The 20,917-nt window shown below is 34.5% G+C and carries 24 protein-coding genes and 5 tRNA genes; 26 read left to right on the forward strand and 3 right to left on the reverse strand.

What is annotated here, in order from left to right; all coding sequences use genetic code 11:
* The first annotated feature begins 205 nt into the window (after positions 1-205).
* The 4 genes from RRB46_RS09555 (at position 206) to RRB46_RS09570 (ending at position 843) form a co-directional block, all read left to right on the forward strand.
* A tRNA-Asp gene (locus RRB46_RS09555) sits at positions 206-282 on the forward strand.
* Between the two features lie 250 nt (positions 283-532).
* A tRNA-Thr gene (locus RRB46_RS09560) sits at positions 533-608 on the forward strand.
* 23 nt (positions 609-631) lie between these two features.
* Positions 632-706, forward strand: a tRNA-Gly gene (locus RRB46_RS09565).
* Between the two features lie 60 nt (positions 707-766).
* A tRNA-Arg gene (locus RRB46_RS09570) sits at positions 767-843 on the forward strand.
* Positions 844-1,496: 653 nt separating this feature from the next.
* Here the strand turns inward: RRB46_RS09570 and RRB46_RS09575 are convergent.
* Positions 1,497-1,706 carry a hypothetical protein gene (locus tag RRB46_RS09575; RefSeq protein ID WP_311538360.1) on the reverse strand — a complete coding sequence of 70 codons (210 nt, stop codon included), beginning with the start codon at positions 1,704-1,706 and terminating at the stop codon, positions 1,497-1,499.
* A 12-nt stretch (positions 1,707-1,718) separates the two neighbouring features.
* Positions 1,719-1,880 (reverse strand): hypothetical protein, encoded by a 162-nt coding sequence (locus RRB46_RS09580; protein WP_311538361.1) that lies wholly within the window; start codon positions 1,878-1,880, stop codon positions 1,719-1,721.
* Between the two features lie 169 nt (positions 1,881-2,049).
* On the opposite strand from RRB46_RS09580, the gene msrB reads away from it, so the two are divergent.
* The 18 genes from msrB to topA all read left to right on the forward strand — a co-directional run bounded on the left by msrB (position 2,050) and on the right by topA (position 17,649).
* Positions 2,050-3,120, forward strand: a complete 1,071-nt coding sequence (gene msrB, locus RRB46_RS09585) for a peptide-methionine (R)-S-oxide reductase MsrB (protein ID WP_311538362.1) — start codon at positions 2,050-2,052, stop codon at positions 3,118-3,120.
* 148 nt (positions 3,121-3,268) lie between these two features.
* Positions 3,269-4,498 (forward strand): trypsin-like peptidase domain-containing protein, encoded by a 1,230-nt coding sequence (locus RRB46_RS09590; RefSeq protein WP_311538363.1) that lies wholly within the window; start codon positions 3,269-3,271, stop codon positions 4,496-4,498.
* 152 nt (positions 4,499-4,650) lie between these two features.
* A complete protein-coding gene (ylxM, locus tag RRB46_RS09595) occupies positions 4,651-4,974 on the forward strand; it encodes a YlxM family DNA-binding protein (RefSeq protein WP_106460752.1) in 324 nt (107 codons plus the stop codon).
* 8 nt (positions 4,975-4,982) lie between these two features.
* The gene (gene ffh / locus RRB46_RS09600; protein WP_106460751.1) at positions 4,983-6,323 is read left to right on the forward strand and encodes a signal recognition particle protein; all 1,341 of its coding nucleotides are present in this window, start codon (positions 4,983-4,985) and stop codon (positions 6,321-6,323) included.
* Positions 6,324-6,340: 17 nt separating this feature from the next.
* On the forward strand, positions 6,341-6,586 hold the full coding sequence (rpsP, locus tag RRB46_RS09605) for a 30S ribosomal protein S16 (protein WP_106460750.1): 246 nt from the start codon (positions 6,341-6,343) through the stop codon (positions 6,584-6,586).
* Positions 6,587-6,588: 2 nt separating this feature from the next.
* The gene (locus RRB46_RS09610; RefSeq protein ID WP_106460749.1) at positions 6,589-6,813 is read left to right on the forward strand and encodes a KH domain-containing protein; all 225 of its coding nucleotides are present in this window, start codon (positions 6,589-6,591) and stop codon (positions 6,811-6,813) included.
* Positions 6,810-7,295, forward strand: coding sequence for a ribosome maturation factor RimM (rimM, locus tag RRB46_RS09615; protein ID WP_296129877.1), 486 nt, complete (start codon positions 6,810-6,812; stop codon positions 7,293-7,295). Before RRB46_RS09610 ends, rimM begins: the two co-directional genes overlap by 4 nt.
* Complete coding sequence (gene trmD, locus RRB46_RS09620; protein WP_265212931.1) at positions 7,288-8,010, forward strand: tRNA (guanosine(37)-N1)-methyltransferase TrmD; 723 nt, start codon at positions 7,288-7,290, stop codon at positions 8,008-8,010. The genes rimM and trmD overlap by 8 nt, the downstream gene beginning before the upstream one ends.
* Complete coding sequence (rplS, locus tag RRB46_RS09625) at positions 7,982-8,329, forward strand: 50S ribosomal protein L19 (RefSeq protein ID WP_106460746.1); 348 nt, start codon at positions 7,982-7,984, stop codon at positions 8,327-8,329. The genes trmD and rplS overlap by 29 nt, the downstream gene beginning before the upstream one ends.
* Positions 8,330-8,883: 554 nt before the next feature.
* Entirely contained in the window at positions 8,884-9,552 is a 669-nt protein-coding gene (locus tag RRB46_RS09630) for an ABC transporter transmembrane domain-containing protein (protein WP_311538364.1), read from the forward strand.
* A gap of 174 nt (positions 9,553-9,726) precedes the next feature.
* On the forward strand, positions 9,727-10,557 hold the full coding sequence (locus RRB46_RS09635; protein ID WP_311538365.1) for an ABC transporter ATP-binding protein: 831 nt from the start codon (positions 9,727-9,729) through the stop codon (positions 10,555-10,557).
* 109 nt (positions 10,558-10,666) lie between these two features.
* On the forward strand, positions 10,667-11,554 hold the full coding sequence (locus RRB46_RS09640) for a helix-turn-helix domain-containing protein (protein ID WP_311538366.1): 888 nt from the start codon (positions 10,667-10,669) through the stop codon (positions 11,552-11,554).
* 234 nt (positions 11,555-11,788) lie between these two features.
* On the forward strand, positions 11,789-12,250 hold the full coding sequence (locus tag RRB46_RS09645) for a hypothetical protein (RefSeq protein ID WP_296129900.1): 462 nt from the start codon (positions 11,789-11,791) through the stop codon (positions 12,248-12,250).
* Between the two features lie 455 nt (positions 12,251-12,705).
* A complete protein-coding gene (ylqF, locus tag RRB46_RS09650; RefSeq protein ID WP_296129902.1) occupies positions 12,706-13,548 on the forward strand; it encodes a ribosome biogenesis GTPase YlqF in 843 nt (280 codons plus the stop codon).
* Complete coding sequence (locus RRB46_RS09655; RefSeq protein WP_296129904.1) at positions 13,545-14,168, forward strand: ribonuclease HII; 624 nt, start codon at positions 13,545-13,547, stop codon at positions 14,166-14,168. The genes ylqF and RRB46_RS09655 overlap by 4 nt, the downstream gene beginning before the upstream one ends.
* Positions 14,165-14,512, forward strand: a complete 348-nt coding sequence (locus RRB46_RS09660; protein ID WP_311538367.1) for a YraN family protein — start codon at positions 14,165-14,167, stop codon at positions 14,510-14,512. Before RRB46_RS09655 ends, RRB46_RS09660 begins: the two co-directional genes overlap by 4 nt.
* Positions 14,502-15,587: a DNA-processing protein DprA gene (dprA, locus tag RRB46_RS09665; RefSeq protein ID WP_311538368.1), complete on the forward strand. Its 1,086-nt coding sequence runs from the start codon at positions 14,502-14,504 to the stop codon at positions 15,585-15,587. The genes RRB46_RS09660 and dprA overlap by 11 nt, the downstream gene beginning before the upstream one ends.
* 4 nt (positions 15,588-15,591) lie before the next feature.
* Positions 15,592-17,649 (forward strand): type I DNA topoisomerase, encoded by a 2,058-nt coding sequence (topA, locus tag RRB46_RS09670; protein WP_311538369.1) that lies wholly within the window; start codon positions 15,592-15,594, stop codon positions 17,647-17,649.
* A gap of 44 nt (positions 17,650-17,693) precedes the next feature.
* Here the strand turns inward: topA and mscL are convergent, their stop codons facing one another.
* Positions 17,694-18,101, reverse strand: a complete 408-nt coding sequence (gene mscL / locus RRB46_RS09675; RefSeq protein ID WP_311538370.1) for a large conductance mechanosensitive channel protein MscL — start codon at positions 18,099-18,101, stop codon at positions 17,694-17,696.
* A gap of 84 nt (positions 18,102-18,185) precedes the next feature.
* Here mscL and RRB46_RS09680 point away from each other — a divergent pair, with 84 nt between their 5' ends.
* From RRB46_RS09680 to RRB46_RS09695, 4 genes are all read left to right on the forward strand, one after another.
* On the forward strand, positions 18,186-18,776 hold the full coding sequence (locus RRB46_RS09680; RefSeq protein ID WP_311538371.1) for a CoA pyrophosphatase: 591 nt from the start codon (positions 18,186-18,188) through the stop codon (positions 18,774-18,776).
* Positions 18,766-19,596, forward strand: a complete 831-nt coding sequence (locus tag RRB46_RS09685; RefSeq protein WP_311538372.1) for an aminoglycoside 6-adenylyltransferase — start codon at positions 18,766-18,768, stop codon at positions 19,594-19,596. Before RRB46_RS09680 ends, RRB46_RS09685 begins: the two co-directional genes overlap by 11 nt.
* Positions 19,597-19,604: 8 nt before the next feature.
* On the forward strand, positions 19,605-20,813 hold the full coding sequence (locus RRB46_RS09690; RefSeq protein ID WP_311538373.1) for a D-alanyl-D-alanine carboxypeptidase family protein: 1,209 nt from the start codon (positions 19,605-19,607) through the stop codon (positions 20,811-20,813).
* A 24-nt stretch (positions 20,814-20,837) separates the two neighbouring features.
* Positions 20,838-20,914, forward strand: a tRNA-Arg gene (locus RRB46_RS09695).
* The last annotated feature ends 3 nt before the right edge of the window (positions 20,915-20,917 follow it).

Below are 20,917 nucleotides of genomic sequence, written 5' to 3' on the forward strand. Positions count from 1 at the left end.
GAGCATCTGCCTTACAAGCAGGGGGTCACAGGTTCGAGCCCTGTTACTTCCACCAAAAATATAACGCCAAAGTGTAATAATTATTTGCTAACGCAAATAACCACTCCGGAAAGGCTCCTCTGAGCGCTGGAGAGGCGTAATATGATTTGCTACGCAAATCACCATTTCATGGAGACTGCTCTTTGTGGCGCAGGGCCATGCTTATGGCCTGGTAGTTCAGCTGGTTAGAATGCCGCCCTGTCACGGCGGAGGTCGTGGGTTCGAATCCCATCCAGGTCGCCACTATAATGAGACAATATAGATGGATCTTCGTTCTAGGTCCGCAGTTACGGCGCAGAGTTCTTCGGACTCACTACGTTCGTCTCGAAGATTTCAAATCTTGCGATTTGAATCCCTGCAAGGGACTGGGTTTGAATTCCATCTAGGTCTTTATAAAACTTATGTTTTAATATTGATTGCATCAATTGTGGATATTGGCAATCATTTAGGATTGGCCATGCCAATCCTTCCCAACCCTTTAATAAAAATAGATGCTGATGTAGCTCAATTGGCAGAGCAATTGATTTGTAATCAATAGGTTGTAGGTTCAAGTCCTATCATCAGCTCCAAATCTAATCTTAAAGATTGATATGCGGATGTGGCTCAGTGGTAGAGCATCGCCTTGCCAAGGCGAGGGTCGCGAGTTCGAATCTCGTCATCCGCTCCAAATTAAATAAACAAAAAAACCAAGCCTAGCCTATATTATGGCTTGCTTGGTTTTTATTATGCGTCATTAGCTCAGCTGGATAGAGCGTCTGGCTACGGACCAGAAGGCCTGGGGTTCGAATCCTCAATGACGCGCCAGATTTTAAGAGGAATGTTGATTATTCGACATTCCTCTTTTTCTGTCTATTATTTCATATTAATTTAATTTCATAATACAAAGTTTATATGTTACAATGATAGTAGAAAATAAAGTGAATAAAATAGCTTTATAGTAAAAATAAAAATGGCTAAAAATAGGGATAATTTTAGTGTTATACCCGCACACGCGGGGGTGATCCTAGGCACATTATGCACTTACCTTAACTAATTACGTTATACCCGCACACGCGGGGGTGATCCTATTATACTTCTAAAATATATACAATGCAAATAGTTATACCCGCACACGCGGGGGTGATCCTGATAGGATCATATCTCTTTGCTTGCTTTTAAGGTAGTACCCGCACACGCGGGGGTGATCCTTTACTTTTTGAAATTGGGTAAATTTGTCCTTGAGTAAACCCGAACAGCCAGGAGTAATCTAATTAAAATTATCTCGAGCAATAGTGTCCACTATTATTATCCAGGAATGGTTATACAATATCTTTCAAATACATTTTTTTATTATCTTGCCTGCTCTGATAATTACTAAATTATCAATTTGATTTTTAATTCTTTGTATATTGGGCATAGAAAAACCCCACCATCCGTATATTGGATATTGGGGTTTATTTCATAGGCTATTTTTCATCCTAATCTTTGTTATTTTTATTTTCTATATCATCAATTATATTATTAACTTCCTGAGTGTCTAAAAAAGTAACAAAATTTAGTATGTTTGCAATCATCTTAGATAATTTATAAGGAATAGACTTTTTGCTTTTATTTTTATTTTTATCAGCTTGATACATAGCGATTACGAGGAAAAATATTGTCAATAAAATAAGAATTAAGTCTACCATAAAATCCCCCTTTTATATATGATTTATTTCTATATCTTCGTTTATAACGCTGAAAGTCTTTTTACCTTTATAAGGATTAGTAAACTTTCCGTAAGCAAAAGAGGGTTTTACCGATATTGTTGATGACACTGGTGCAATCATAGTTAAGGAAAATATTTTTTTATTTAATTTCATAATCTCTCCTTTATCTATTATTTATTATCTAACAAATGTCTTATTAAAGTAATTACCCGATAATTATGCTTATAATCATTTTATATTATTATAAAGGATGTTATCGTTAACCTTTATTAGATTTTAATCATATCTATGGTAAGATTATAAAAAAATTACGAGGATATTTATGAAAAAATATAGAGTTTTATATGCCTTATTGGCTTTGTTTGTGGTTTTTGATGGCTTTAAGTTATTTGATAGGTCTTCTGATAATTCTAGTCATGATGAAGTCCTTACTAGGGAAGACCTTCCTAAGTCTAGCAACTTTTCAGAAATTTATCTGGCTGGTGGATGTTTTTGGGGTGTGGAGGGGTATTTTAAGAAGATTGCAGGAGTGATTGATACTGACGTGGGTTATGCTAATGGAAAGTCTTCTGATACTAACTATAAGAAAATTAGCCGAACTGACCATAGTGAGACTGTGAAGCTTACTTATGATCCAGATGTAGTTTCTTTGCAGGATATTTTGGAATATTATTTTAGGATTATTGACCCGACTTCTGTTAATAAACAGGGTAATGATGAGGGTAGACAGTATAGGACAGGGATTTATTTTACAAATGAGAATGATAAGCTTATTATCGATGAAATTATTAGGCAAAAACAGGAAGGCTATGATAAGAAAATTGCTGTTGAAGTTGAGCCTTTGAGAAATTTTGTTTTGGCGGAAGACTATCATCAAGACTATTTGGATAAGAATCCTGGCGGCTATTGTCATATCAATATTGGCCTTGCAAATGAGCCTTTGGCTTCTAAGAAGGATGTTCTTACAAAGGATAAAAAAGATTTGAAAGATAAGCTTAGCGAGGAAGAGTATAAGGTTACCCAAGAAAATCAAACTGAGAGGCCTTTTTCTTCTGAGTATGATGATTTTGATGAGCCAGGAATTTATGTTGATAAGATCAGCGGCGAGCCACTTTTTTCTTCAAGGGATAAGTATGATGCTGGTTGCGGTTGGCCTTCTTTTACAAAGCCTATTGGTGGCAATATTAATTATAGGGGAGATAAGTCCCACAATATGGATAGGGTTGAAGTTAGGTCTAGGCGAGCTGACTCCCACCTAGGCCATGTCTTTAACGATGGTCCAAAGGATAAGGGCGGCGTTAGGTATTGTATTAATGGAGCGGCTTTGCGCTTTATTCCTCTTAGCAAGATGGAGGAGGAGGGCTACGGGGATTATATTGACAAGGTTAAATAATTGGGGAGATTAATTTCTCTCCTTTTTATTTGAAAATTTGTCTGAATTTTAAGACTTTTACATAAAAATTAAGAATTTTATATAAACTTAATTAAGAATTCATTTTTTTGGCATAAATTGGGTATATATTATTAAATAGGAGGAAAGTATGAATAATAGAAAATATAAGAGATCTGGTGGCGGATTTGCTACTTTTGCTGCTGGTCTTCTTGGTGCTATTGTTGGAGGATTTATCGTATATTTCCTACTAGCAGGTGCTAAGACTAATAAAATGGAAGTTAATAATAATACAAATCAAATAGAAACAAGACAGGAAAATTCTAAACCAATTGAGATTAAGGATAATGCGTCTATGGAGTCGGTTGTGGTTAAAAAATCAATTGATTCTGTGGTTGGCATTAATACCGTCTCTAAGGTGACTAGGCAGTCATTTTTCGGCCCTCAATCAGGTTATGTCGAGGGAATTGGTTCTGGATCTATTGTAAGCAAGGATGGCTATATTGTCACAAATTCCCATGTTGTAAGCGATGGAGATGCTAAGGAAATCAATGTTTTGTTTAACAATGGTGAGACTGCACCAGCAGAGCTTGTGTGGAATGATTCATCATTAGACCTTGCCATAATTAAGGTTGATTCAAATAATAAGAACCTCAAGGCAATTGATATTGGCGATAGTGATGAGATGGGTGTCGGTGATAGGGTAGTGGCTATTGGTAATCCTTTGGGCTTCCAGCTACAATCAACTGTAACATCTGGTATAATCTCTGGTCTAAATAGGAGTGTATCCTTTAATACAGGTGTCCAAATGGATGGACTAATGCAGACAGATGCGGCAATTAATGCTGGTAACTCCGGTGGTGCCCTTCTAAACTCTAAGGGAGAGCTCATTGGTATCAATACTGCCAAGGCTGGTAACTCAGATGGAATTGGCTTTGCAATTCCAATTAATACTGTAAAACCAGTTATCGATACAATTAGGAAAAATGGTAAATTCGATTCTGTCTACCTTGGCATTACTGGCCAATCAATCGACTACCTAAAACAAATGTCCTACCTAAGAGATAAGGACATAGGAACTGACCACGGTATTTATGTAGTAAGCGTCTTTTCAGATGATGATTCAATCCAAAAGGGTGATATCATTACAGCAATTGATGGTAAGGAAGTAAAAGATATGTCTGGCCTAAGGAAGATTCTTTTAAGCTATGCCGTAGGTGATAGTGCTGAAATTAGCCTTGTAAGAGATGGTAAGGAAATGAAGGTTGACTTTAAATTTACTCTCGATTCATCAAATGTAGATGAATATAAACAAGCAAGACCAAATGAGAAAAATAGTGAAGATGATAGGGGAATAAATCCATTCTTCAATCTTCCATAAAATATATAAGCCATAGTTGGGATAATTAAGCCCAAAACTATGGCTTTTTTTATTGAAATACCTTTACAAATACGGTCAAGAAAATTATTTGACATGGCTTTAAATAGCGTGTATAATAATCGAGTCAAGTAAAAATATTGACAGGTGATAATATGGAAAAAATTGTAAAAGTAGCCCAGTTATATGACATGTATGGCGCACTTCTAAATGAAAAGCAAAGAGATGTTATAAATTGCTATTATAACGAAGATTTATCCCTTCAGGAAATAGCTGATAATACCGGCAGAACCAAGCAGGCTATATCAGATATGATCAATAGGAGTGTTGATAAATTATTTGAGTTTGAAGATGAGCTTTCTTTACTTAAAAGCAAAACGGAACTTGTAGGAGCTCTTTATGATATAAGAGAGCTGATTGAAAGTTCAAATAATAAAGAAGCAATTGAGATGTTAAATATAGTAATTGAAAAGATTTAGGAGCTTATATGGCATTTGAAAACCTTGCTGATAGACTCCAAGAAGCCCTTGGAAAACTAACAGGAAAAGGAAAATTAAATGAAAAAGACATAGACACTGCTATGAGGGAGATAAGACTTTCCCTATTAGAAGCAGATGTCAACTACAAGGTTGTAAAAGACTTTGTAAAGACTATCAAGGAAAGGTCTCTTGGAGAAGATGTGATGAAATCCCTATCTCCTGGCCAAATGGTAGTCAAGATAGTAAATGAAGAATTAACTGAGCTAATGGGTAAGGAAAATTCAAGGCTAGACTTAAGGGGATCTACCCCTCATATGGTAATGATGGTAGGTCTACAAGGTTCTGGTAAGACCACCCATTCTGGTAAACTTGTAAAACTCTTACAGAAAGAAAACAGAAATCCTATGCTAGCAGCCCTAGATATCTACAGACCAGCAGCCATTGAACAGCTAAAGGTAGTAGGTAAACAAGCAAATACCCACGTATTTGAAATGGGCAAGACAGATCCTGTCACTATAGCTACCGAGGCCAAAAAATACGCTAGACATAATAATTACGACACAGTAATCCTAGATACAGCAGGTAGGCTTCAGATAGATGATGAGCTCATGGAAGAGCTTAAAAATATCAAAGAAAGCGTCAAACCTGACGAAATCCTCTTGGTAGTAGATGCTATGACAGGTCAAGAAGCGGTAAATGTAGCCAAAACCTTTGATGATTACCTAGATATAACAGGAGTAATCCTAACAAAGCTAGATGGTGATGCAAGAGGCGGGGCAGCACTTTCCATAAGACAAGTTGTAGGCAAGCCAATTAAATTTATAGGTGTTGGTGAAAAACTTGACGACTTAGAGCCTTTCCATCCAGACAGGATGGCAAGCAGAATCCTTGGAATGGGAGATGTACTTTCGCTAATAGAAAAAGCCGAAGCACAATTTTCTCTAGAAAATGCCAAAGAATTAGAAGCAAAGATGAGAGAACAGACATATTCCCTAGATGATTTCATGGAGCAAATCCAACAAATCAAGAATATGGGACCTCTCGAAGATCTACTTGCAATGATACCGGGAGTAAATTCTAAAATGTTAAAGGGTGTCAATGTGGATGATGCCGGATTTGACAAGATAGAAGCCCTAATCAATTCTATGACAAAAGAAGAGAAAGATAACCCAGAAATAATTGGAAAAAGTAGAAAAGTAAGGATTTCAAATGGTTCTGGAGTAGATATCCGTGAACTTAATAAGCTACTTAAACAATTTAAGGAGCTTAAAAAAATGATGAAAAAGATGAGCGGATTTAAAGCAAATCAAAAAAGAGGCAGAAGATTTCCAAAAATGCCTTTCTTTTAAAAAATAAGGAGGAAAAAATGGCAGTAAAAATTAGATTAAAGAGAATGGGACAAAAGAAAAAACCATTCTACAGAGTAGTTGTAGCAGATTCTAGAAGAGCAAGAGATGGTAGATTTATCGAAGAGATAGGCTACTACAATCCAGTTGCTGAACCAAAAGTATTTAGAATTGACAATGAAAAAGCTAAACAATGGATCAAAAACGGTGCACAACCAACATCTATTGTAGAAAAGCTATTCAAAGACAATGATGTATTAGCATAATTATGAAAGAACTAGTTGAATTAATAGTAAAAGAATTAGTAAGCGACAAAGACGCTGTAGAAATCATCGAAGATAGAGAAGGCAGCGAAGTAAACATACTAATAAAAGTAGCTGAAGAAGACAAGGGTAGGGTAATAGGAGTAAGAGGCAATATTATAAACTCCATAAGAACTATCGCAAGAAGCGCAGCTATAAAGGAAAATGTTAAGGTAAATATAAAAATATGAGAATCTCAGTAGGAGAGATAGTAGCCAGCCACGGCATCCGCGGCAATCTCAAGGTAAATAGCCTAACAGACAATGAAAAAAGATTTGAGAAGGGATCCAAAGTCTTCATAGAAGATGAACTTTTAACCATAAGAGAATCTTTTAAGAAAAAAAACCAAGTAATAATAGGCTTTGAAGAATACGATAATATCAACGATGTCCTAAAATTTGTAGGCAAAGATATCACAATCGATGAAAAAGATCTAGGCAAACTTGCAGAGGGCGAAATATACATCCACGACCTTTACGGACTAAAAGTAATCTCTGATGGGCAAATAAAAGGAGAAATAAAAGACGTAATAAGCGGAGTATACCCAAATGATGTATACCTAGTTGAAACAGATAAGGGCGAAGTACTCTTACCAGCCTTAAGAGCTATTATCAAAGAAATAAATACTGAAAAAGGATTTATAGAAGTAGAAAATTTTAGTGACTATGAATAAAGTAACACTCCTAACCTTATTTCCAGAATCTTTCGAATTTCTAAAGACCTATGGAGTAATAGGGAAGGCCATACAAAATCAAAAATTAGACCTAGAAATAGTAGACATGAGAGATTTTGCAAACAACAAGCATAATCACGTAGATGATACAGTATACGGCGGGGCAGCCGGAATGCTAATAAGACCTCAAGTAATATATGATGCGCTATTATCAGTCAAGAAAGCAAATTCAAAAGTAGCCTTTATGTCGGCTACAGGAAAAGTTTTAAATCAGAAGTTAGCAATCGACTTTGCAAGTATTGAACACTTGATAATCATATGCGGACATTACGAGGGCATAGATGCAAGGATAACAAATCATTATGTAGACTATGAGATATCTATAGGAGACTATGTACTTACAGGTGGAGAAATCCCTGCTATGGTTCTAATAGACTCAATGGCAAGGTTCATAGATGGAGTAGTAGGCAAGGAAGAGTCATTAACAACAGATTCTCACTACAATATATTGTTGCAACAAGACGAATATACCAAGCCAAGAGTATTCAACGGCTACCACGTACCAAACGAACTAGTAAGTGGAGACCATAAGAAAATCGCAGCTTGGAATAAGAAAAATGCAATAGAAAAAACAAAAAGAGTAAGATACGACCTATACGAAAAGTACTTACGAGAGGAGAGCAAAGATGGATTTAATCAAAAAAATAGAAAGTGAAAACCTACGTGAAGAAAACTTTGACTTTAATGTAGGTGATACTGTAAGAATAAGCTACAGAATCAAAGAAGGCGACAAGACAAGACTACAAGACTTCGAAGGAACAGTAATCTACATCAACGAAGGAACAGTAGGCAAGACCTTCACAGTAAGAAGAATATCATATGGTGTAGGAGTAGAAAGAACCTTCCTATATCACAACCCAAGAATAGAAAAACTAGTAGTAACCAGACGTGGTAAGGTAAGAAGAGCAAAACTAAACTACCTAAGAGATCGTCAAGGTAAGGCTGCTAAAGTTAAAGAAAAAACAAACTACTAAAATGACTAAGGACTATTGCTATATACGCAAGGGTCCTTTTTTAGTCTATGTTTTGACATGATATTACAAGTGTTATAAAATAACAGTAATAGAAGACTTAATATATGCAAAGAAAGGATGCAATAATGAGAAAAAAATATATAATTAATTCTTTGTTGACAATTGTTTCTATATTTAGTTTTTTCAAGATGTTAGCAATCGAAAACACTGCTAGATTACCAGAGTATATAAACACAGATTACCATATGAATAGTCTTCCATTTATATATATTTGCCTACTTGCAATGCTTGCACTTGTCATCTTAAATACTGTGTGGACCATAAAGTCTTGGAAAGCAGAAAAATAAATAATTAATCTAATATGAAGGCACTGCTAAATATTTAACTATTTAGCGATGCCTTATTCTTTTTAATAGTTTTTTAACTTAGATAATAACTTTAGTGAAAATTTTAAATAATAAATAAACTTACAATAAAATATTTTTTTGATAATATCATATAATATGATGTATTATAGAAATAATATGAGATTAGAATTTAGAAAGTAGGTTTATATGAAGGAGAATTATCAAAAAGAGAAGTTTAAATTTATAAGGCTCAACTGGGTTTTTGTTGGATTTATAATTCTTTCTTTAGCTAGCAATCTTGAGCAATATTTCATGACTAGGTTGATTGAGAGGTTTTCTAGGATTGTCTCTTATAGGGATGGGACCTTGATTAGATCTACTCTGATATTTTTTGTCCTTTGGGCCCTTGTTTTTTTTACCTTGAGAGTGTCAAGATCTAGGATGAAGGCTAGGATTTCTTATTTGTGGAATGTAAGGGTTAAGAGGGACTTGATGGAAAATATCCTAAGAAGAGATCCCCTTTATTTTGAAAGCAAGGATAAGGCATCTTACATATCTTTATTTAACAACGACTTAAAATTTATAGAAGATAATTATCTCTTTTCTGTTGATTGGATTATTTCAAATATAGTTCTTTTATTTTTGTGCTTGGCCTATGGTTTTACTATTAATATTGAAATAACCCTGATTATCTTTGCCTTTGGTATCATAATCATGCTGATATCTAAGTATATTTCCTCTCTATCATCAAATGAGAATGAGAAATATATGAAGTCTCTAAATTCCTACAATGAGATATTGAATGATTCATTTTACGGCTATGGAACTCTTTTTAGATTTAATAAGACAGGCCATTTCCTTAGAAAATTTGATTAAAGAACCAAAGAAAATGAGAAAATCCACGAAAAATCCTTATTTTTAAATTCTTCTAGGATATCATTAATAAATATCTCTTCTATGATATTGCAGACATCCTTGATGCTCTTATCAGCCCTTTTTGTGTATTGGGGCAAGATTGAAGCCTTTTATTTCCCTGTTTTATTAAGTCTTATGAATATTATAATTTGGCCAATGCAAGAGATAGCAGATTCCTATGGCAATATAATTTCAACTAAGAAAATTAGGGAGAGGATTCTTGAAGAAATTTCTTACAAGGAAGAATATCCTATTGAAGGCAAAAACAAGATGGAAACAGCACAAGAAAATTCAGATATTTTATTTTCAGATGTGAGTTTTGCTTATGGTACAAAAGAAATACTAGATAAGGCTTCATTTACTATAAACAAAAATGACCACCTAATCATAAGCGGTGCAAGCGGCACTGGTAAGTCTACTATTTTTAAACTTATTACTAAAGAACTCAGTCCAAGTGGTGGGGATATTTTCATCATGGATAATAATATTAAGGATCTCACTCGTGAAGAAATTTATGAGAAAATCTCTATAGTGGCCCAAAAACCAATGATATTTAGGGATACTATCCTAGCAAATATTGTCCTTTTTGAAAATGAAGAAGAGATTGACCGTGACAGGCTTGATCAAGCAATCAAAAAGTCAGGTCTTGAGCCTCTTATAAATAATCTTGAAAAAGGCTATATGACAATAATAAAAGATGCTGGATCTAACCTTTCTGGAGGGGAGATGCAAAGAATTGAAATAGCCAGGGCCCTTTATAAGGACAGCCCAATTATCTTGATAGATGAAGCAACATCTGCCCTTGACTTAAAAATGGCAAGTGAAATAGAAGAAATCTTTGCAAGGCTCGATAAAACCCTAATTTCAATATCCCATAGGAGAGATATCGACTATAGCAAGTATTACGATAAGATTATTGAAATAGAGGACAAAAAAACTATAGAAAGGTCTGTAAATAAATTATAAGAAATTGCCACAGTTAGGTAAGAATTTTTACTTTATAACTGTGGTATTTTAATATAAAATTTTTAATTTATATCAAGTTTGATATAATATATAAAAAGGAGGTAAAGAAATGAAATATAGTTATGAGTTTGCAAATTTACTCAAAAATTTAAGAGAAAATATGAATCTGACCCAAGAAGATGTTGAGTTTTATACAGGGATAAGTTTAAGAACCATATCAAGACTTGAAAATGGAAATATACAAAAACCGACTATAGAAACATTAATTTCTTTATCTCGAGTTTATCAAGTTGACTTAGTAGATATTTATATCGGAAAATGTTATGCACATTATACAATATTTAAATCATTATATAATAATTTGAATTTAGATTTAGATTCAATTGATTTTTCACAAAAGAAGTTTATAATGAATTATATTCAACAGTTAGATAATAGAACATCGACTATTAACAATAAGAATCTTTATTTAATAAAGATATACATGGATTACCTTGATAATGATGATAAAACTATTTTATTAAGTAGATTTAATGAGATTACAGATAATAAGTTTATGAATGAAAAATTTGTGGCTACAAGTAACAATATTTTAGAATTACGTTTGTTAATTAATATATGCAATGAGTATAAAACATATGGTTCTTTACATAGAAATGAAATACTAGAGTTTTGTATGAAAAACAATAAAAATCCAATTATAAATATATTGTCATATATTAGTTTGACCAACTCTTTATATATCGATGAAGAATACGAAAAGTCATTAAAAATACTGAATGAAGCTATATCATATGCTAAGTCCATTGGAAGCATAGATGGTTTGACTTGTCTATATTATAATAAATTTTTGTGTGAAAATAAGTTGGAATTAAGTGATAGCTTAGATTCACTTAGATTATCAAAAACATTTGCGGAACACTCTAAAAATGTTGGTTTAGGAAAAATAATTTCTAATAAGAGTAAAATATTAATTGATAGAAAATCTATTATTTGACATAATAATTTATTTCATTTTTTATTTTGATAATATCATCCTCATTACTGTTTTGTACTACTGGCATTAACATAATAATTATAAGTAAAATAGTTATCTTTATTTTCATTATAAATACCTCTTCTCAACTTGATATTATTATAATATACAATCAACAATACAAACAGGACATGGATGTCCTGTTTAATTTGATGAGTTAATGATATCATGAAAGTAAGAAAAAAGGAGGTAAATTTGAAAAAAGTAGTATCAGTTTTATTAATAACAGGGTTAATATCCCCTGTCATGTGCAATGTTGCTGAAGCGTCAGGTAACAGTCGAATAATTAATTCATCTCATTTTGAAAACGTTATATCCCCTACTAGTTTAACAGGATTACCAGCACCTATGCCAGGAGCAAAGCTTATTGGAAAAAAATATGGTTCAAGGTCGGGGAATATTTCAACAGCAGCAGATATAGCTACAGTACTAGCTTATATTTGTGGTACAAAAATTGATAAAGAGATTAGTACTATAGCTAATATCTTGATGAAATCAATGCATTATACAGGGATTGGAGATGTGTATTATATAAGATATAGCTATCAATCTGCTGATGGATGGTATTTTTATTACAGATACGATTATTATACTGATTCAACTTACACTAAAAAAGCGGGGAGCAAATACTCAGATGTTTTTGGAAGATATGCATGATACAAAAAAATTAGAAAAAATTAGTACCAATTTTAATTATATTATAATTCCTATTTTTGGTTTATTAGCTGTAAATTATTCACATTGGTATTTTCCAATAGCATTTTTGATCTGTACAATATTTAATATTGGTCTTGATTTCTACTTGTATAAAAAGATTAAATCTAAGAAAAGAATTATAATTAACTTTTTACTTTTGGTATTTTTTGCATATCTTACATGGAAGTTTCCTGAAAATGATTTGGGTAGAAAAAATCACATGTCGGCTTTAACTTTTAATAAGTTTAATAATACAATTCTATAAAATAAACATCACAGAACTATGGAAGCATATCCATATATCTGTGGTGTTTTTTTATTGGCATATTTTTGATATAATATTTATGACTGAAATAAGATTAAATGCAATTTTTGAATACTTATGTATAATAGAAGGTAGTAGTTAGGAGATAGATATGGCACTTAATATAAATTGGTTTCCTGGTCATATGAAAAAGACCAAGGAAGAAATAGAGAAAAATCTGAAGCTTGTTGATATAGTTCTTGAAATAATTGATGCGAGGATTCCTGAATCTTCTAGAAATCCTATGCTTGATGATCTACTTGGGACAAAGCCTAGACTTATGGTAATGAATAAGTCTGATTTGGCAGATCCAGATGAAAATCAAAAGTGGATTAGGCATTTTCATGACGAGGGGATTGAGGCTATTTTGCTTAATTCTAAGGAAAAGATTAATACTAAGAGAATTTATGACCATGCAAGATGTGTCTTGAAGGATAAGTTTGATAAGCATAAGGAAAAAAATATAGACAATCCCCTAATAAGGATGATGATTGTAGGAATTCCAAACTCTGGCAAGTCTACCTTTATTAATAATGTGTCAAAGAAAAAGGGGGCAAGGGTTGGTAACCGTCCAGGTGTTACCCAAACAAAGCAATGGATAAAAACTGATGCTAATATTCAATTACTTGATACTCCTGGGGTTTTGTGGCCAAAATTTGACGATAGGACAGGTCTTCACTTATCCTTTACCAATGCTATCAAGGATGAAATCCTAAATATAGAAGACTTGACCCTATATTTCCTAGATGAGATGAAGGACTTATACCCAGAAAATCTTGTAGAAAGATATGGGATAGATCCAAATGCCAAGGCCATTGAAATATATGAAGCAATAGCCAAAAAGCGTGGGGCCCTCATAGCCGGTGGAGATTTTGACTATACGAGGACTGCGACAATTATCCTAAATGATTTTAGAACTGGCAAGCTTGGAAGAATCACACTAGAGAAGATATGAAATATTCAGACTATAACGACGAAATAAAAAAAGAAATATATGAAAAATACGACCACCTGGCAGGCATAGATGAGGTTGGCAGGGGGCCTTTGGCAGGGCCTGTTGTGACCTGTGCTGTGATCATGAAAAAGGATTCCCACATAGAGGGGGTTACTGATTCTAAAAAGCTAAGCCGCAAGAAGATGCTTGATTTAAAGGATAAAATCCTAAAAGACTGTCTGGCCTATTCCTATGGCTATGCCAATAATCATAAGATTGATCAGCTTAATATAAAAGAAGCTACCCACAGGGCCATGGAAGATGCCCTAAATGGCCTTGAAATTGTCCCAGATATAGTCCTAATCGATGCTGAAAGGATTAATACTCCTATTCCCCAATTAAACATTGTTAAGGGAGATCTAAACGAATATGCCATTTCCTGTGCCTCAATTTTAGCCAAGGTCAGAAGGGATGATATCATGATTAACTTTGCAAAAATTTATCCGGGCTATAGTTTTGAGACAAATTTTGGCTATGGGACAAAGGCCCATTACCAGGGCCTAGAAAAGCTCGGTGAAACCCCCATCCACAGACAGACCTTCCTAAGGAAATTTCACGAAAGGCAGCTATCTTTCATATGACACTTAAGAGAAATATTGGAGATTTTGGAGAAAATCTCACTGAAAAATATTTGATGGAAAATGGCTATAGGATCCTGGCTAGGAATTATTCAAAGACCTTTGGGGAAATTGATATCATAGCTTTCAAGGACCAAACCCTTGCCTTTGTTGAGGTTAAGACCAGAAAGAGTGATGACTTCGCCTATGCGGCAGAGGCTGTGGATTTTTATAAGCAGAAGAGAATTATCAAGGCAAGCCAGGCCTTTATAGCAGAAAATAAGATGTTTGACTTCATCAGCCGCTATGATGTGTGCGAGGTTTATCTTGATACAAGAAAGATAAATTATATAGAAAATGCGTTTTGATAAGAGAGAAATTTTATTATATTTAAACTTTATATACATAAATAATATGACCATCCTTGACTTGTATGAAAAAAATCTACTTGAGGATTTTTTCGAAAAGGATAGGCCATATTTTTCTAATCTAGCTGATAAGCTTTACGAAAAAATATTTGACTCCAAAAACCTCGAGGCCTTTGAAAAATATTATGAAAAAATTCAGAGGCTTGGAATAAATTATGTTACAATCCTTGATGGTGACTATCCAGAAAACCTCAGATATATAGATGATAGGCCAGCCATCCTTTATTATAAGGGAAGGCTTGATCAAGATAATGACAGCAAGTCTATTGCCTTTGTCGGGGCTAGGAAGTGCACGGACTACGGCAAGTGGGCCTGCAAAAGCCTAGCTAGCCAGGTCTCAGCAGCAGGTCTTACAACTGTATCTGGACTTGCCTACGGGATAGATGCCATGTGCCACAAGGCAACACTTGATGTGGGAGGCAGGACAATCGGGGTGATTGGTTGCGGGATTGATGAGATTTATCCCAAGGCCAATAAGTTTCTTTACGAAAAAATTGCCGAAGAAGGATTGATTCTTTCTGAATTTCCCCTAGGCACCCAGCCCTTAGCCTATAATTTCCCTAGGAGAAATAGGATAATATCAGGGATTTCCCTGGCAACTGTTGTTATAGAAGCTAAGGAGAAGTCAGGCACTATGATTACAACCAGGTGTGCCTTAGAACAAGGCAAGGAAGTCTTTGCCGTTCCTGGCAATATCAATTCCATCTATTCAAAGGGCACAAATATGCTAATACAAGAGGGATCAAAACTTATAACAAAGGCTGATGATATCCTTGAAGAGCTTGATTATCTTTTAGATAGGAAGGCTACAAAAAGGCAAATAGATTATTCTGCCCTTGATAAGGATGAAGAGGCTGTAGTAAGATATATTGAGAATAACCCAAACTCAAATCCAGATGACCTATCACTAAATTTAGCTTTAGAGATAGGAGTGATAAACTTTTTGCTAACGAGTTTGGAACTTAAAGATATAATAGAAAATATTGGAAATAACAAATTTACCATAAAGGAGTGAGAATTTGGCAAAAAATCTAGTAATAGTTGAGTCGCCAACCAAGGCTAGGTCAATTTCAAAAATGCTAGGCAGAAATTATAAGGTAAAGGCCACAGTAGGCCACTTAAGAGATTTGCCTAAGTCTAAATTTGGGGTTGATATAGAAAATAACTTTGAACCTGAATACATAAAGGTAAGGGGCAGGGCGAAAACTATTAATGAATTAAAAAAAGAAGCTGATAATGCTGAAAATATTTATCTGGCGACAGACCCTGATAGGGAAGGTGAGGCCATAAGCTGGCACTTACAATTTCTTTTAGGTCTAGACCCAGAGGCGAAAAATAGGGTGGAATTTCACGAAATAACCAAAAACAACGTCCTAAATGCCATCAAAAACCCTAGGAAAATCGACAAGAACCTTGTAGATGCCCAACAGGCAAGAAGGGTCATGGATAGGATAGTAGGTTATGAAATAAGTCCAATCCTTTGGAAGAGAGTAAAGGCGGGCCTATCAGCAGGTCGTGTCCAATCCATTGCCCTAAAGCTAGTAGTAGATAGGCAAGATGAGATTGATAAGTTTATCCCAGAAGAATATTGGACAATTAAGGCCAAACATAATCATGAAAATATAGACTTTGAATCTGAGTTTTATGGTTCAAAAAGCAAAAAAATGAAGGTTTCGAACGAATCCGGAGCAGATAAGGTCTTAAATAAGATTGACAAGGATAAATTTGAAGTTATTAATGTAACAAAAACAAAGAAAAAACGTAAGGCTCAGGCCCCATATACCACCTCAACCCTCCAACAAGATGCATCAAATAAGCTTGGTTTTTCAACCAAATTTACCATGCAAGTAGCCCAACAGCTCTATGAGGGTATAGATATAGGCCATGAGGGAACTGTAGGTCTAATATCCTACATGAGAACAGATGCTACAAGGATTTCAAGTGAGATAGTAGGCGAATCCCTAAAATATATCAAGGAAAAGTACGGAGAAAAGTATGCCTCTAAGGGTAAGACCTATGGAGCAAAGAAAAAGGGCAGCCAAGATGCCCACGAGGCCATAAGGCCAACCTCTATCTATAGGGACCCAATAAGCCTAAAGGCCTATTTATCAGACCAACAATACAAGCTCTATAAGCTAATCTGGTCCAGGGTAGTGGCAAGCCAGATGGCAGATTACGAATATCTTTCAACACAAATTAGCTTTGAAAATAATGGTTTAATCTTCAGGTCAAATGGTAAAATTACAATCTTTGACGGCTTTAATAAAGTATCAGGAAATCTTGATAATGAAAATATTTTACCTGACTTAAATGAAGGGGATGTCATAAGTGCGACAAAAATAGAAAAAGACCAGCACTTTACAAATCCACCTGCAAGATACACAGAAGCATCACTAGTAAAGACCCTAGAAGAATTTGGAATCGGCAGGCCATCAACCTATTCTGCAACAATCAACCAAATTATGTCAAGAAATTACGTCGAGCTAGATGGTAGGTCAATTTATCCTACCAAGCTAGGAAAAACTGTAAATGACTTCCTTCAAGAAAATTTTGACGATGTAATAAACGTAGAATTTACTGCTGAAATGGAAAGTCAATTGGATAAGATAGCAGAAAATGAAGTCTTCTGGAAGGATGTCCTAGGAGCTTTTTATAAGGATTTCAGCAAGGATATGGAAAATGTCAAGAAAGACACTACAGACTACAAGGTAAAAGATAAGGTCCTTGATGAAAAATGTCCAAAATGCGGTAAGCCTCTAGCCATAAAACACGGCCGTAATGGTAAATTTATAGGCTGTACTGGTTTTCCAGATTGTGATTTTACCAAGTCAATCATAAAGACAACTGGAGTCAAATGTCCAAAATGTAAGGATGGAGAGATAATAGAGAAAGTCTCAAAGAGAGGCAAGAGATTTTATGGCTGCAATAATTTCCCAGATTGTGACTACGCCCTTTGGGATCCACCAACAGGTGAAAAATGTCCAGAATGTGGCAATCTCTTAATCCATAAGAAAAATAGAAAGATAGATGAGATAAAATGCTCAGCTTGTGATTATGTAAAAGAGAAGAAAAGATAAGAAAAAGTCCCGACTTAGAAAACTAAGAATCGGGACTTTTTAAATTATTCTAATTCGTTTGAATAATTTTCAAGCTTAGATGTACAGTTTGGACATCTTGTAGCCTTGATATCAATTTCACTTTGGCAGTAAGGACATTCTTTTGTAGTCACTTCCTCCTCTTCTTTTTTGTGAAGAGAATTTATAGCCTTAACTATCAAGAACATTACAAAGGCAATGATTAAAAATGAAATGATAGCATTGATGAAGTTACCTAACTTTAGGCTGGCTCCTCCAATATTTATTACTAGGTCTTCATAGTTAACACCAGCTGTAAGGCCAGCTATAATTGGCATAAGTAAGTCATCAACCATGCTTTTTACAATAGCTGTAAAAGCAGAACCCATTATAATACCTATAGCCATATCAATCACATTTCCACGTGATATAAATTCTTTAAACTCTTTAAACATAATAACTCCTTTCATTAAAAATTAATTATACTATTAAACTTGACTTTATCACTCAATTTATATATCATTTTATTAGAGGTTTATATGAAATATTTACAAGTAGATGATGACTATTATGAAAAACTCGATTTCTATGCGGTTTTCATCCCAATTATAGAAGTAAATGGCAAGGACCATATACTTTTTGAAAAAAGAAGCGAGCTAGTTAGGCAGCCTGGGGAGGTATCATTTCCTGGAGGTGGCCGTAAAGAAGGTGAAGATTTTAAGGATGCGGCTATAAGGGAGACTATGGAAGAGCTCCTCTTAGATGAAGCTGACATCGAATATTTGGGATATTCATCAACGATTTTAACATCATCCCATAGCTATATAAAAAGTTTTTATGGAAGAATTAATAAAAATTTAGACGAAATAAAGTATAATGAGGAAGTAGAATCAATATTTGCAGTTGATATTGATTATTTAAAATCCAACCCGCCTGTAACCTATATTTGCCCATATAGATTAAACTTTCCAGAAGGTTTCCCTTTTGAAAAGATACCAAATGGTATAAACTATAGATTTGTGGCAGGTGTAAGTGAGCTTTCCTTCTATGACACAGACCCTGTCATATGGGGACTTACGGCAAGGTTGCTAAAACGCTTTATAGAAAGTTGGTGTGAAAATGAGAAATGATATTTCACAAAGAATAAAAGACTATGCCAATAAAAACGATACTATAGAATCTATTTTTTATGTAAAAAGATATAATAACGATGAATTTTATCATATATATACAGTAGTGAACAATGTAATAATTGGCAAGCTTGAAGAAGAATTTGAAGGCCTTTTTGATGATGTTCTCTTTAGCAAGAGAAGCAAAGACCTTGCAGAAATTGACAAAAATAAATTTACCTACACAACTATCGACCTTTATAAGGCTGATGATATCAAGATATCAGAATCAGTTATAGCAAGCGACATAGCAGGTGAATTTATCAAAACTTTGCCAAATGACATAGAATTTTTGTATAACAGACCAGGCAGCGAAAGGCTTCTGGCAAATGAAGACTATGGTATAAAGCCAGTTAAGGAGTATGAGTTTGAAAAAACTGTCAAAAATTTCTTTGCCTATGCTATCGAAGTGTCTTTATACCTAAAGGAAAATAATACCCTTGCAGCATCTATCAAGATGAATGAACTCAGGGATGAGCTAATAAATATGCTCAGAATCCACGTGATCAATAAATTCAATGGCAAACGTGATATAGGAAAAGATGGCAGGGAATTTACCCATACCTTAGTTAAAGAATATAAGGATGATTTGGAAGATACCTTCCACGATATAAATCCCCTAAATATCTACAATTCTCTTTTTAAGGCCTGCATGCTCTTTAGAAAGATAGGCATGCAAGAAGCTGAAATCTTAGGCTTTGCTTATGATAGGGCTGTAGATGTCAAAACTCTAAAACTTTTAAGGGAGAATTACAAGAAGCTAGAATCTTTTCTAAACTAGGAGGAGTAGTGAAAAGGAAATTTAAAATATTAAGTCTAATCATGACATTTTTTATGGGCCTTATGCCTGTAAGTTTGGCTACTAGCCAAAACAAGATAGTAGGACTTGATAATAATGTAAAAGCCTACCTAATTGCCAATGAGGAAACAGGCGAAGTTTATTATGAAAAAAACGCTGATGAGTCAATGCCAATGGCATCTCTTAGCAAGCTTATGACTTTTTTACTAGTAGAAGAAGCCATAGATGAAGGTAAAATCAGCTTAGATACCAAGGTAGAAGCAGACAGCGAAAGTGAAAAACTAACAAGCTGGGAATATTCAGCCCTTGGGGTAAAAGATGGGATGACCTATACTGTCAAAGAACTTCTTGAAGGCCTTATAGCTGTAAGCGGTAATGACTGTGCATATTTGCTTGCCAATACACTAGAAGTATCAGAGGCAGCCTTTGCTAGAAAAATGAATGAAAAGGCTAAGGAATTAGGCTTTGATAGCCAGGTTTATTACAATGCCAGCGGTATAGAAACAGAAGATGGCTTCCAAAATTCATCTTCAGCAAGAGATTTATTTAAGCTAAGTGCTTATATAATAAAAAATTATCCACAAATATTAGATTATACAGCTATTAGAGAGATTAAAAATCCTGCCAAGGACATAGATAAAAAATCAACTATACCTTTAATGGATGAAATTGAAGGTGTAGATGGTCTAAAGACTGGTACGACAGATGCTGCAGGCTATTGCCTAGTTACAACTTGTGACATGAGCAAGCTTGATAGCAAGGACACCTTTAGGACAATCGGAGTAGTTATGGGAGCTGATCAAAAAGATACCAGAAATCTCGTAATGAGCGATTTAATTTACTATGTGAGCAAATATTATTCACTAAGGACAGTTCTTGATACAAATGTAGCAGCTACTACAAAAAAAGATCCGACCGTCAAACAAGGATATATAGAGCTTTTCCCAAAAGAAGATATAAAAATGATAGTAAAAGAAGGCGAAAATCCAAAAGTGGTGTATAATATAAAAGACGGTATCAAAGCTCCTATAAAAGAAGGCGAAGACCTAGGTGATGTGGAGATATCATACAAGGATGAAGAAGCTAAAGTAGGCCTTTATTCTAAGAAAGCTCTAGATAGGGCGACACTTTTTTCAAGGATAATTAGGACTATCAAGGATAGTTCAAACTTCCTACTTAAAGCACTAATAGCAAGATAAAAGCAAATTTATTTTGCTTTTTATGTACCGGTAGCTCAGCTGGATAGAGCACTGCCCTCCTAAGGCAGGTGTCGGAGGTTCGAATCCTCTTCGGTACACCAAAA

It is taken from the genome of uncultured Anaerococcus sp., assembly GCF_963512375.1.
Classification (GTDB): Bacteria; Bacillota; Clostridia; order Tissierellales; family Peptoniphilaceae; genus Anaerococcus.